The organism is Pimelobacter simplex, assembly GCF_024662235.1.
Classification (GTDB): domain Bacteria; phylum Actinomycetota; class Actinomycetes; order Propionibacteriales; family Nocardioidaceae; genus Nocardioides.
In genome coordinates this window covers 1,524,983-1,537,365 of record NZ_CP096276.1, presented here as the reverse complement: position 1 = coordinate 1,537,365, position 12,383 = coordinate 1,524,983, and the positions used below count along the sequence as shown (strand labels likewise).

The window sequence follows — 12,383 nt, the reverse complement described above, 5'->3', positions numbered from 1 at the left end:
CCAGGCGAACCAGCGCCCACGCTCCAAGCGCCAGTCGAGGATCAAGCCTGGGGCTGGCGGCGGGTAGTTCCTTCGATCGAAGCGAACCCAGCAATGCCGCCAATGCCTGGGCTGCGGCCAGGCATCATGCTTCGGCGGGTTGGCGGACACTGTTCCATTATTGACCGTCTATCGCACATATGTTCGACTCGTGGTGTCCGGGCCGCCTCGCTCCGCGGGGGCGGACGCGCGAGGACGAGCTCGACGATTCGAGCCATGGCCCGAAGGACGGCGACTACGATTCGGGCGTGAACGTGTTCGAGTACTTGGCTGCGGAGTCCGAGCGTGCAGAGCGTCAGCGCGCGCAGATGGCGGGCTCCGTCAAGCGCCATTGGCTGGTGCTCCTGGCGCTCATCTTCGGGGTCGTTGGCGCGGTCTTCTTTGGGCTGTTCTTTCGGTCGGAACGGACGGAGACCGAGTCGTCCGGTCACTTGTGGTGGAAGGACGAGACCACAACCACCACCGAGATTCCGTTCGGTACGCGCCTTGTGTTCCTGCTCGTCGGGCTTGCTCTGCTGGCCCTTGCGGCGCTCTGCGTCTATGTGCGGATCAAGCAGGCTCGTCGGCGCGCCGCCCAGCGGAAGTACCTCGCGATCCTGACCGGCGTCGAGCGCATGAAGATTCACCAGATCGCGGCCATCACTGGCGCCAGCCAGGCGACCGTCTACCGCGACCTCCAGCGCATGATCGACATCGGTGTCGTTGAAGACATCCACATCGACTTCCAAGCCGAGGAAGTCGTGAGCAAGAGGTACGTGCCGAAGACATCGCACAAGACCGTCGTCGCATGTCGCGCCTGTCATGCGCACAACGAAGTGATCGTCGGCATCACGCGGCCTTGCGTCGCCTGCGGTGAGCCTTTGGTGCTGAATGCGCAGTAATCCGTCGGGCTTCTCGCCTACGCTGCGGACGAGAGCTAGGGGTTCGGCCGACACGGGTCGCAGCACTTGCTCGGTCAACTGAGGAAGGCGGGGACGCTGTGGGACTGATCAGCGCAGCAGTCGGTGCGGTCGGCGGGACTCTCGCCGACCAGTGGAAGAACTACTACGTCGCTCCGGCCTTCGATGAGCAGACCATCATCGCTCCGGGCATTTTTCAGGAGAGCAACCGCGGCCGCGGCTCCAATCGATCTTCATCGTCCAACGTGATCACTGATGGGTCTCGGGTCGTCGTTCCCGAGAACACTGCGGTGATCATCACAGACGGCGGCGGGATTGCGAGCGTTTCCACCGAACCGGGTTACTTCGTGTTCCGCAATGACGGCCAGCCTTCGATCTTCAACGGCAGCGGCCTCCGAGAGACCCTCATTCGACAGTCCTGGCAGCGGTTCAAGTTCGGTGGACAGCCAGCGCAGCAGCAGCTCATCTACTACGTCAATCTCCGCGAGATCCGAAACCTGCGGTTCGGCACTCCCGGTCCTCTGCCCTACAAAGACTTCTCACTCGTTCCGGAGGGGTCAGGCCAAGCGCCGGTGCTCCGTCTCAAGGCCCGAGGCCAGTACTCGGTGCGGGTGGTGGACCCGATTCGGTTCTTCCGCGCCTTCCTCCCAGCGAATGTGCAGTACTACTCGCTCGCAGACGAGACCAGCGTGAGCCAACTGCGCCAAGAGTTCCTCACGGCGTTCCAGGCCGCCCTCCAGTCGCTGTCGCGTACGACGGACATCGCATCCCTCGCCTCGCACGGCCCGGAGTTGGCCGCAGCCCTCACGAACGAAGGGGGACCCGAGGGTTCTTGGCTCGAGAGGTTCGGCCTCGAGGTCGTCGCCGCGGCTATCAGCACGGTGGAGTACGACCAGGCGTCGCGCGAACTCATGGACAAGTACAACAAGGGCCTCATGCTGGGCGGCGGCGTCGGCAATGCCTATACCCAGACGACGATCGCCGACTCCGCGATGGCCATGGCCGAGAGCGGCGAGGGTGGCGCAGGGATGATGGGCCTGGCCATGGGGCTGGGAGCGATCAGCGGGACCGCATCCGGCCTGACGCAACCAACGTCTCCCTCAGCACCTGCCGCGCCGGCGACAAGCGACCCCGTCGCCGTCCTGAGTCAGCTCAAAGAGATGCTCGACCAGGGCCTCATCACCTCCGAGCAGTACACCGCGAAGCAGCAGGAAGTCCTCGGTCGCATGTAGCCGGACTGCGTCAACTCGTCGCAAGGGGCCGCATCAGGCGGCAGCGTTAGGCCGCGAGCCAAAGGGAGTCGGACCCAGCAAGCGGCGATTGCGGGACCGATCAACAGGTCGATCAACACGACTTAGGGATACCTGCTGACCTGCGGAAACTCAGGTATCCCCCTGCCCGAGCCGGGCAAGTTCCCCTGATTCCGGGGAACCTGCCGTCGCATCGTCGGGGGCATGTTCGACCCCAACAACCCGGTCCCGACGTGGTCGGTGTCGACGATGCAGCGAGTCGCTGGCGAAGCTAAGCTCGCGGCCGCCGCGTTGCGCTATGCCAACCTCGGCATCCCGGTCTTCCCGTGCGTCCCGGGCGGCAAGCAGCCGCTCACGCCCAACGGCTTCCACGACGCGACCTCCGTCGCCCGCGTCGTCCACGGCTGGTGGCAGCGCACCCCTGACGCGAACATCGGACTGCCCACGGGCGCACCGACCGGCGTCCTCGTCGTCGATGTCGACGTCCATCCCGGCGCGAGCGGATTCGACGCCTTCGAACGATCGCGGAGCCAGGGGTTCGGAAACGACTGGGCGTGGCTGGTGCGCACGCCCTCGGGCGGTCTCCACGCCTACTACCCGAACGTCCGCGGACAGGAGCAGCGCAGCTGGCAGGTCCCGGCGGCCCACGTCGACTTCCGCGGCGACGGCGGCTACGTCATCGCTCCCCCGTCGCGCGTCACGGTCGACGGCGCCCAGAGGTCTTACGACGTCATCGCGGTCGCCGCGCACCCTCCGAAGCCCGTCGATGCGGTCGCACTCCGCCGGTTCCTGGAGCCACCCCGACCGGCGCGCATGCCCCCGCCGCCCGGCATGCCCACCAAGGGATGCCGCCCAGACGCTCTCGCGCGAACTGTCGCGCATACCCCGGAAGGTGGTCGCAACCGTGCCCTCTTCTGGGCGTCGTGCCGGATGGTCGAGAACGGACTGAGCCACGCGGAAGTCATGGGCTGGCTCGGGCCGGCAGCACAGTACGCAGGGCTTCCCGACCGCGAGATCGAGACCACGGTCGACTCCGCGTTCCGCATCGCCACCCGGCTCGGCACGGGGAGCCGCCCAGGCCCTACCCCAGCGAGTGAAGGGATCCACCTGTGAACACGCACGCCGAGTACCGCCGCCACAGCTACCGACCGCCGGAGCGCCCGAGCCCTGCCGAGGGCGTCGAGCCCACCGCCAGCGAGCTTGCACGGCACCGTGATCCGTCACTCGGGCCTGAAGGGCCGGCACGCGAGCAGGCGCAGAAGCGGATCGCCTGGATACGCCCCACCGAGCTCGGCTCCTACCTCGGCCCGATGGTCGGCCGCGGGATCGATCTCCAGTCGGAGCTCGTACGACGAGCGCGCCGTACGCCGGCCACGACGACCAGGACGCTCCGCCACCCCGGACCCGACCGATCAGCGGCGCCCACCGTGAGCCAGGAAGGACTGGGACTGTGAACGCCTCGTTCGCCACCCCTGAAGGACTCCGCGCACTCCTGCAGCGCCTGCACGACCGGGAGAGCGTCGGCTACTGGGCCTGGCGGCAGGACCCCGAGGCGGAGCGGCTCATGGAGTTCACGATCCGCAAGTACCGAGCCCTCGCGCGCACTCACAACTGCGAGCCAGAGGATTCGGCGTACGCCGCGTTCGAGGCCATGCGCACGCGCGCCGTGAGGTGCGCGGACGACCCGTGGGCCGTCATCACTCGTGCCGTCCAGGTCAGCCTGATCGCCGAGGAGCGCGCGGCCGGGCTGCTCTGCTCGACGGCCCAGGCGCGCAGGCGGGAGGTCACGCGTCACCACGACGCGCGCCGCTTCGGCGAAGACGAGACGGGGTTCCTCGAAATCCTCGCTGAGAGGAAGGGGCCGTCGCCGGTGGACCCGGCGCCGCAGGCGCCGCGGTTCAAGCCCGGAGAGGCCACGCCGACGACAGCGTTCGAGGCGCTCAACCTCGTGATCAGCATGTTCGTCGCTCTCGGCTGGCCGAGCAGCAGCGCGACCTGCACCCTGGACTACATCGCCACAAGGCTGATGGAGGCCGGGGACCGCCACGTCGCCCACGCCTACCTTCGGCGTGACTTGGCCGGCCGCGTGGCCCTCGACCTGGACCGCGACTCCTGGGCCACCGTGCTGCGCATCGTGCTCGGCAACCCGGACAAGGCCGCCGCAGCGACTCGGGCCGGCGTCGGCGCACTCGCCATGCTGGTCTGCGACTGGAAGGTCGTCGACCTACTGGCCGACGACGGGCTCGTCGTGGAGATCCGCGACTCCGCGCCGAAGGTCGCCAGGAGGATCGATGTCTGACAAGGGACACATCGAACTCGAGCGGCGGATCGATTCAATCATCGTCGGCGTACGTCACCGCCGCGACCTCGGCGACATGAGCGCCCTGATGCGTTCGATCGAGGAGGTTGGACTGCTCCAGCCGATCACTGTCACCCCAGACGGAGTGCTCGTCTGTGGGTTGCGCCGCCTGGAGGCGATGCGCCGGCTCGGGCGGCGCACCTTGAATGTGTGGGTCCGCTCCGGCATCTCCGATCAGCTCTCGCACCTGCTCGCCCAGCAGGACGAGAACGAGCAGCGCAAGCCGCTCTCCCCTGTCGAGACCGCGCGCCTCTACGAGGAGATCAAGGTCCTGGAGAAGGAAGACTCGGAGCGGCGACAGGCAGCCACGCGGTTCGGCAGCACGGGCAACGAAGGCGGAGCCAACGGTGGTAGTGAGTCACTACCACCGCACGGAAAGACGAATTCGATCGCCGCACACATCGTCACCGGGACCGACGCATCCCAGCGGCTCGATCGAATCAACTGGATCCGGTCCGTTGCCGAGGACGAGAACTTGGGCGCGTCGGTGCGCGAGTTCGCCGCCAACATGCTGACCGAGATCGACAACGACGCACCGGTCGCTCCCGCCTACAAGCGCGTTAAGGCCGCCGTCGAGCTAGCCAGCAGCCCGCCTCCCCCCTCCAAGGACGACGAGGACGAGCTCGCCCGGCTCGCGGCCGAAGCGCTCAAGCGCGTCCAGGAGGAAGAGAACGCCCAGCGCCTCCGTGCTCTGCGGAGCAAGGCCAAGCGCGCACCGAAGCACCACAGCCCGCGGTCGTTCGTACTGATGTGGTCCGAGCTCGAGGGGTGGACTGCGCTCTACGACGTCGCGGAGCTCGCTGGTGCTCTCAAGGACGACGACTGGGCGCGCTTCGAGCGCGTCGTCGCCGAGACGATCGAGCTGCGTGACCAGCTCCGTCAAGCACGTACGGCGGCCGCGTCGGCCTGATCGGCGTACCTCTGGGGTGTCCGCCACCTCGACCTCGGAGCCTCGATGCGCAACCTCACCTGGCGCCAGATCGCCGTCATCCTCGGCTGCGTCCTCACCGTCGCGACCCTCGCCGTCGGCATCTACGGACTCGTGCGTGGACCCCAGTCCGCCGAATCCACCTCGGGGCCTCCACCGCCCGGAGAGTTCGAGGCGATCCCGGAGGAGGCGACTCCTGTGGTCACCCTCAAAGATCGTGCGCTCCCCCACACGAACGATCCGATCGCGTACTCACGCGCCGTCGCGTCGTCACTGTTCGACTGGGACACCAGCCTCGGCTTCCTGCCCACTGACTACACCGCCGCTGTCCTTGCCGATGCCGACCCCTCGGGCGAGGAGACGTCCGGGCTGATCGCCGACGTCGCGACCTACCTGCCGACCGTCGACCAATGGCTCGACCTCGGGGCGATGGAGGTACGGCAGACGATCGAGATCGACGGCGCGTACGTCCCCGATTCCTGGACCTCCGCGGTCGAGCAAGCCCACGGCCATCTCCGACCGGGCACGACGGCCGTCACGGTCACCGGCACGCGGCACCGAAGCGGCGTGTGGAACGGCGAGAGCGCCGAGTCGTCGCACCCCGTCGCGTTCACCGTCTTCGTCGCCTGCGAGCCCTCGTTCGACCGCTGCCATGTGCTGCGGCTCTCGCAGCTCGCCAACCCACTCAGGTGACGACGCCGTGGGCATCAGGATGCTCGCGGTTGGAGCCGCCGCCGCCGTACTCCTCGCCCCCGGCGCAGCCGTCCTGGGCATCGCGACGCTGATCAGCCCCGCGGCGACCGGATCGGGCAGCTGCATGTGGGATGGTCAGGCGACCGAGAGCCTCGGCGTCAGCGGCCCGGTTCCGGACAGCCTCAGCGCGGCGAACACCAACGGCGAGACCATCACCCTCAACCAGCAGCAGCTCACCCGCGCCGCCGCAATCATCGCCACAGGCCAGAGCGAGAACGTCCCGGCCCGCGGCCAGATGATCGCGATCATGACCGCGCTGACCGAGTCGTCGCTGCGGGTCCTGTCGAACATCGGCGCCTACCCCCACTCCGGCAACATCCCGAACGACGGTGACGGCAGCGACCACGACTCCGTCGGCCTCTTCCAGCAACGCCCCGCCGCTGGCTGGGGCACTGTCGAGAACCTGATGGACCCCGTGTGGTCATCCCGCGCCTTCTACGGCAGACCCAGCGGCCCGAACCAGGGCTCGCCACGGGGCCTCCTCGATATCGACGGATGGGCATCGATGGATCTCGGTGCCGCTGCCCAGGCCGTGCAAGTCTCGGCATATCCGGACCGGTACGCCGTCAACCAGCCGATCGCGGAGAAGGTCCTTGCGACGCTGAGCGGCGTATCGCTCTCAAGCGATCTCGCATGTGCTCAGCCGGCGAGCGAGGTGCCGATGAACCTTCCCCCGGGGTTCGCGGGTGATTTCATCGAGGCCGCTGCTTCCCAGCTCGGTAAGCCGTACGTGTGGGGCGGCGGCAACTTCGAGGGGCCGACCGGCGGTGGCTTCGACTGTTCCGGGCTCGTCCTGTACGCCGCGTACCAAGCCTCGGGCGGACGCATCCGTCTCCCTCACTACTCCGGCGACCAGATCCACGCCGGCACGGGCATCCCCTTCGGCGAGAAGAAGCCCGGGGACCTGATCTTCTTCAGCTACCCGGGCGCGGGCGGCCCGCATCACGTCGCGATCTACGTTGGCGGCGACCGGATCCTGCATGCGCCTCGGACCGGTGACGTCGTCCGCTACGGGACGATCGGCGAGTTCTCAGACGAGGTCATGACTGTCCGCCGGCTTGACTGACGACCGGACAGCGAGTTTGTGTCGGAGGGGAATGCCATCCTCCGCACACGAAGGCCGCGACTGCCGGGAGCATCCGCCCAAGCGTCTCCGTTCGTCCACCGGACGGACTCAGACTCTGGCAGGCTGACATGCGACGCCCTGGGCAACGATCACGCCCTCATAGAGGACAGCGGAGGCTTGATTTGATCCTCTTCCCGCACAAGGTCGCCCGGGATCCGTAAGAGTCCCCGGGAGTGGTGGGGTTTGAGGGAGCAGCGGCGGGGCGTCAGCACGTAGACGGCCATCGGCGGGATCTTCGGTGTGTACGGCCAAGCACCCACTGAAGAAAGAGGTCCACCGATGGCCTTGCCCCAGTCTGCCCTGTCCGAGATCCTCGAGGCGTTCCGTGCCGGTGATGGCGTCGATCTCATCCGTGATTCGGTCCGGCTCGCGCTCCAAGAGCTGATCGAGCTCGAAGCCACCCAGCAGATCGGCGCGGCGCCCTATGAGCGCACCGAGGACCGCACAGCCGAGCGGAACGGCCACCGTCCGCGGATGCTGACCACCAAGGCCGGCGATGTCGAGTTGCGCATCCCCAAGCTGCGCAAGGGCTCGTTCTTCCCGATCATCCTCGAGCCGCGGCGCCGTATCGACCAGGCGCTGTACGCGGTAGTCATGGAAGCCTACGTCCACGGCATCTCCACCCGCTCGGTCGACGACCTGGTCGAGGCGATGGGCGGCAGCGGTGTCTCCAAGTCCGAGGTCTCCCGGATCTGCGCCAACCTCGATGAGCAGGTCGGCGCGTTCCGCACCCGCAGTCTGGATCATGTCGAGTTCCCCTACATCTACCTCGACGCGACCTACCTCCACGTCCGTAACGCCCCGGGCAAGGGCGGTCAGGTGGTGTCGATGGCGGTGGTCGTCGCGACCGGCGTGAGCGCGACCGGGGAGCGGGAGATCCTCGGCCTAGATGTCGGCGACAGCGAGGACGAGGTCTTCTGGCGCGCCTTCTTGCTCAGCCTCAAGCAGCGCGGCCTGGCCGGCGTGCAGCTGGTCATCTCAGACCAGCACTCCGGACTGGTCAAGGCGCTGGGCCGGGCGTTCCAGGGTGTCGCGCACCAGCGGTGCCGGGTCCACTTCGCGCGCAACCTGCTCGCTCACGTGCCCAAGGGGCAGGCCGAGCTCGTGGCGACCGCGTTCCGGATGATCTTCGCCCAGCCCACGCCCGAGGACGTCCACGCGGCGTGGGACAAGACCCGCGAGGAGCTCGCCGCCCGGTTCCCCAAGCTCGGTCCGTTGATGGACGCCGCCAAGGCCGAGGTCCTGGCCTTCACCGCGTTCCCGCGCGAGCACTGGCGCAAGGTCTGGTCGACCAACCCGTTGGAGCGCGTGAATAAGGAAATCAAGCGCCGGGCCCGGGTCGTAGGCATCTTCCCCAACGCCGCCGCCGTCATCCGACTCGTCGGAGCCGTGCTGATCGACATGCACGACGAATGGATCGCCGGCGAGCGCCGCTACCTCTCAGAAGGCTCCATGGCCAAGCTCTACGAGACCAGCAATACTCACCCCGTCGCCGCCATCGACAACGGCGACGCGTAGGCACCGAGGGTCACCTCAAAGCCCACCACCCCGCGGGGCTCTGTCCGGGATCCGGGCAGTAGACCCGCTGCCCTCGAACAGCTCGCAGATAGTTCGCGGCGTGAGGTCGTCATCGCCATAGCCGCGAACCCCTCAACGCCAGTGTCAGCTCTCGCCCGACTGGCGCGTTCGTCAGACTCGGCAGTTCGAGTGAATGTTGGCGGCAACCCGTCAAGCAGCGGAGAGGTTCTGGCCGCCTTGGCCGGGGACCCGGAGTCCGGCGTCCAGGAACGACTCGCCGTCGCCTCGAATGAGTCGACGCCCCCAGAAACTCTTCAGACGTTGGCGGGTAGCAAGGAACCGGAACTTCGTCGCGCGGTCGCGTCGAACCGGGCCACTCCCGTCATCGCGCGGGCCAGGCTGATTACCCAAACGGACCTCGCAGACGTAGTGCGTCAGACAGGATTCCTGGGCGACCCGGCCGAACGCGCCGCAATCGCCCGGGCGTACGGCAAGCACGCCGAGCGCCAGGTGCTTGTTCATGATCGTGAAGAGCTGGTCCGCCGAGCGGTAGCAGAAGCGCCGGACGTTTCGCGAGCGACGCTCGAAGACCTGTGTGGCGATTCGTCACCACGGGTCGCTGCGCTTGCGCAGGCAAAGACCTCCTCTTCCCCTGAGGTTCTGGCCCGACTTGTCGAGACCGATGACGTCGGCGTCCTCACGGCGCTGTGGAGGAACCCATCGACCTCCGCCGAGGATCGTCCGGGCATCGCGCGACGTCTCGCGCCCAAGAGTGACGCACACACTGCCCGTCAGATTGGCCAGCATGCGGCAGCGCCAGCTGACGTCCTGCAGCAGCTCGGGCGCCATCCTGACGACGGCGTGCGCGAAACGGTCGCACGCAATGCCTCGACACCCGCCCAAACCCTCGCGGCTCTGGCGACCGACCCGAGCGAAGCATGCCGAGCCGCTGCTTCGGAGTCCGCGAGCACTCCTGCGGAGTCGCTCATTCGACTGGCAGTCGATCCATCTCCCAAGATTCGGCAGGGAGTTGCCAGCAATCCTGCGACACCTTCGGCGATCCTTACGCGTCTGGCAGACGACAGTGAGATGAGCGTGCGTGCCGCCGCCGCGGCCAACCGTTCCACACCCTCGCCGGCGCTCCGGCAGCTCGCGGCAGCCCTGTGCCGCCCTGTCGTCGAAGCAGGTGATGACGGAAACAATATGCGGCGGGCGGGCTACGTCAGCCCCAACGATGAGTACAAGCTGACCCAGGTCCGAATCGCCGAAGTCTCGGCGTTGGAAGGAATTGCAGCAAATCCTTCCGCCCCGCCCGAAGCTCTCGTCCAGATCGCGCGTACGGCGTCCACGGCGTTCTTGAGCCTTCCGAGCGCGGCCAGCCGTTCCAGGACACACGGCGACGACCTGCTTCGAGCTCATAGATCTCTGCTCGACTCCCTGATCGCGAACCCCGCCCTGCCTGAAGCGGGTATGTCGGAAGTCGTCCGCGTCCTTCTTGCCGACAATCTTCCCCAGGCGCTCTCCAAAGCGCGCGAATCGATCCTCCGCGGCTTTCTCCAGCCGAACACCCCGATCGGGATCTTGTCTCGGCTGCGGGACGCCCATTGGATTGCGCCACGATGGACGAAGAAGAGGGAGTACGCGCCCATGGACGAGGGCGGGTCGTACTACGTCGATGTCCTGGACCCTGCCACCTTCGAGAAGGATCGAGCCGCCCTCTCACATCAGTTCGACGTCGCCATCTCGAAACTCCAGTGGGCCAAGGTTCCCGGCGATGAGGCTCAGGCCCTCCGGTTCGCGGGTGCAGAGGGAACTGCGCCCGACATCCTTCGTGAACTTTCGACGAGTGCGGACGCCAATGTGCGGCGCTCGGTCGCCTCGAACCGATCTACGCCCGGGTCTGTCCTGCTTTCGTTGGCGAAGGACCAAGATCCATCCGTCCGTCGCGCCGCGGCAGCCTGGACGCAGCGAACGGGCCGGCACACGGAAGACATCAACGCTATCCAGGCCCTTGTGTTGCTTTCACGGGACGACCGAGGTGATGTTCGCGCCGCCGTCGCCGCCAACTCTGGCCTGGCACCGTACAGCGAAGAGCGGAAAGAGCTCCTCGCACGCCTCGCCTTCGATCCAGACCCTATTGTTCGGCGGGCCGTCGTTGACGCTTACGTCAACGCTGATCATTGGGACGACCCTCCCGCTGCGCCACTCGCCCACCTGGTCAACGAAGGAGGGCCAGACATCTGGCGTGCGGTCGCGGAGTTTTGGCGCACACCCGAATCTGTCCTAGACCTACTGGTCGCCACCGACGACATCGACACCCAAGTTGGCGTCGCAAAGCACCCGAAGGCCTCGGCTGAGCAGCTTGCACGACTCGCGAGCTCCACGAACCCCAGCGTATTGAGTGCCTTCTGCAATCCGCCAAGTCACTATGGCCGCTCCCAACGCCCGTTTGACTCAAGACAGGTCATCGAGGCGCTGGCTCGAAATCCGATCGCTCCCCCAGCAGCTCTTGCGCGAGCCGCCCGAGCCACCTCGGACCCTGTGCTGCTCAACCTGATCGCGACCAACCCGAATGCACCTCAAGATCTGCTGATTGAGTTGGCCTCGGGAGATTCAGAAGATGGAGTTCGCGCAGCATCTCTGAACTCCAGCATCGAGGTGCTGCGGCTGGCAGCGTCCAATCCGGCCTGCCCGGCGGACGTGCTGGAGACACTGCTTTCACACGCTTCTGACCCGGACATCCGAGAGCGGCTCCTTCGGAATCCCGCCACGACGCCTGAGGTTCTCATCCGCCTCGTGCACGATGAGCCTGGGCCCGCGGAGTCCGCGTAGCACGATTGCTGCTGACTCGCGTGGTGGTGCGGTATGAGCACCTCGAAGCATGAGCGGGCGCGACGTCATCGCAACTACGGTTGGGCCTGACTTCGGTGCCGTCGGGGGCGCGGGCGACCTCCGCGCGATCGTCGGCGCCCTGTTGACCTACGGCCTGATCATCGCCGTCCTCATGCTCGTCATCTCGGTAACGACCTGGGCGATCGCTTCGAGCTCGGGCAGTTGGCACACCGCTCAGAAGGCGAAGCTCGGGTGCTTCGTCGCGATCGGCGGAGCGGCGCTCACCGGGGCCGCGCTCACCTGGGCCAACTGGCTGCTGGACATCGGCCCGCACCTCTAAGGCGTCCGCCCGTCCGACGTCAGGAGCCCTCCGATGGACCTTATTGCAGCAGCACTCCTGCTCCCCCTCGACATCTCGATCGATCCCAACTCCAACGGCCTGCCTGGGATCGGCCAGCTCAAGAAGATCGTCGGAGCCTCGATGACGGTCGGTCTGGTGCTCGCCGTACTCGCGCTGATCATCTCGGCCATCGTGTGGGCGCTCGGGGCCAACTCGTCCAACCCGCACCTGGCCGGGCGGGGCAAGCTCGGCGTACTCGTAGCCCTCGGTGCGGCGATCGTCTGTGGCGCGTCGGTGACGCTGGTGAACTTCTTCTGGAACGTCGGTCAGCAGGTCTGA

12 protein-coding genes are annotated in these 12,383 nt (G+C 66.9%); all 12 read left to right on the top strand.

Annotated features, from left to right (window positions below):
• Positions 1-287: 287 nt before the first annotated feature.
• Positions 288-920 carry a hypothetical protein gene (locus M0M48_RS07395; RefSeq protein ID WP_257750637.1) on the top strand — a complete coding sequence of 211 codons (633 nt, stop codon included), beginning with the start codon at positions 288-290 and terminating at the stop codon, positions 918-920.
• Between the two features lie 98 nt (positions 921-1,018).
• Positions 1,019-2,170, top strand: coding sequence for an SPFH domain-containing protein (locus tag M0M48_RS07390; protein WP_257750636.1), 1,152 nt, complete (start codon positions 1,019-1,021; stop codon positions 2,168-2,170).
• A gap of 222 nt (positions 2,171-2,392) precedes the next feature.
• Positions 2,393-3,301, top strand: a complete 909-nt coding sequence (locus M0M48_RS07385) for a bifunctional DNA primase/polymerase (RefSeq protein ID WP_257750635.1) — start codon at positions 2,393-2,395, stop codon at positions 3,299-3,301.
• Positions 3,298-3,642: a hypothetical protein gene (locus M0M48_RS07380; RefSeq protein WP_257750634.1), complete on the top strand. Its 345-nt coding sequence runs from the start codon at positions 3,298-3,300 to the stop codon at positions 3,640-3,642. The genes M0M48_RS07385 and M0M48_RS07380 overlap by 4 nt, the downstream gene beginning before the upstream one ends.
• Positions 3,643-3,752: 110 nt before the next feature.
• Positions 3,753-4,487, top strand: coding sequence for a serine/arginine repetitive matrix protein 2 (locus tag M0M48_RS07375; protein ID WP_257750633.1), 735 nt, complete (start codon positions 3,753-3,755; stop codon positions 4,485-4,487).
• The gene (locus M0M48_RS07370) at positions 4,480-5,457 is read left to right on the top strand and encodes a ParB N-terminal domain-containing protein (RefSeq protein ID WP_257750632.1); all 978 of its coding nucleotides are present in this window, start codon (positions 4,480-4,482) and stop codon (positions 5,455-5,457) included. The genes M0M48_RS07375 and M0M48_RS07370 overlap by 8 nt, the downstream gene beginning before the upstream one ends.
• 45 nt (positions 5,458-5,502) lie before the next feature.
• The gene (locus M0M48_RS07365; RefSeq protein ID WP_257759320.1) at positions 5,503-6,168 is read left to right on the top strand and encodes a hypothetical protein; all 666 of its coding nucleotides are present in this window, start codon (positions 5,503-5,505) and stop codon (positions 6,166-6,168) included.
• Between the two features lie 7 nt (positions 6,169-6,175).
• The gene (locus tag M0M48_RS07360; RefSeq protein ID WP_257750630.1) at positions 6,176-7,294 is read left to right on the top strand and encodes a C40 family peptidase; all 1,119 of its coding nucleotides are present in this window, start codon (positions 6,176-6,178) and stop codon (positions 7,292-7,294) included.
• A 339-nt stretch (positions 7,295-7,633) separates the two neighbouring features.
• Positions 7,634-8,872, top strand: a complete 1,239-nt coding sequence (locus M0M48_RS07355; RefSeq protein ID WP_257750629.1) for an IS256 family transposase — start codon at positions 7,634-7,636, stop codon at positions 8,870-8,872.
• A 321-nt stretch (positions 8,873-9,193) separates the two neighbouring features.
• Complete coding sequence (locus tag M0M48_RS07350) at positions 9,194-11,704, top strand: hypothetical protein (RefSeq protein ID WP_257750628.1); 2,511 nt, start codon at positions 9,194-9,196, stop codon at positions 11,702-11,704.
• Between the two features lie 49 nt (positions 11,705-11,753).
• On the top strand, positions 11,754-12,044 hold the full coding sequence (locus M0M48_RS07345; protein ID WP_257750627.1) for a DUF6112 family protein: 291 nt from the start codon (positions 11,754-11,756) through the stop codon (positions 12,042-12,044).
• Positions 12,045-12,077: 33 nt separating this feature from the next.
• Positions 12,078-12,383 (top strand): DUF6112 family protein, encoded by a 306-nt coding sequence (locus M0M48_RS07340; protein WP_257750626.1) that lies wholly within the window; start codon positions 12,078-12,080, stop codon positions 12,381-12,383.

Excerpts from the sequence above, each read along its gene's own strand:
- M0M48_RS07385 (WP_257750635.1), top strand. The coding sequence starts at position 2,393 with ATGTTCGACCCCAACAACCCGGTCCCGACGTGGTCGGTGTCGACGATG.
- M0M48_RS07375 (WP_257750633.1), top strand. The coding sequence starts at position 3,753 with ATGGAGTTCACGATCCGCAAGTACCGAGCCCTCGCGCGCACTCACAAC.
- M0M48_RS07370 (WP_257750632.1), top strand. The coding sequence starts at position 4,480 with ATGTCTGACAAGGGACACATCGAACTCGAGCGGCGGATCGATTCAATC.
- M0M48_RS07365 (WP_257759320.1), top strand. The coding sequence starts at position 5,503 with ATGCGCAACCTCACCTGGCGCCAGATCGCCGTCATCCTCGGCTGCGTC.
- M0M48_RS07355 (WP_257750629.1), top strand. The coding sequence starts at position 7,634 with ATGGCCTTGCCCCAGTCTGCCCTGTCCGAGATCCTCGAGGCGTTCCGT.
- M0M48_RS07345 (WP_257750627.1), top strand. The coding sequence starts at position 11,754 with ATGAGCGGGCGCGACGTCATCGCAACTACGGTTGGGCCTGACTTCGGT.
- M0M48_RS07340 (WP_257750626.1), top strand. The coding sequence starts at position 12,078 with ATGGACCTTATTGCAGCAGCACTCCTGCTCCCCCTCGACATCTCGATC.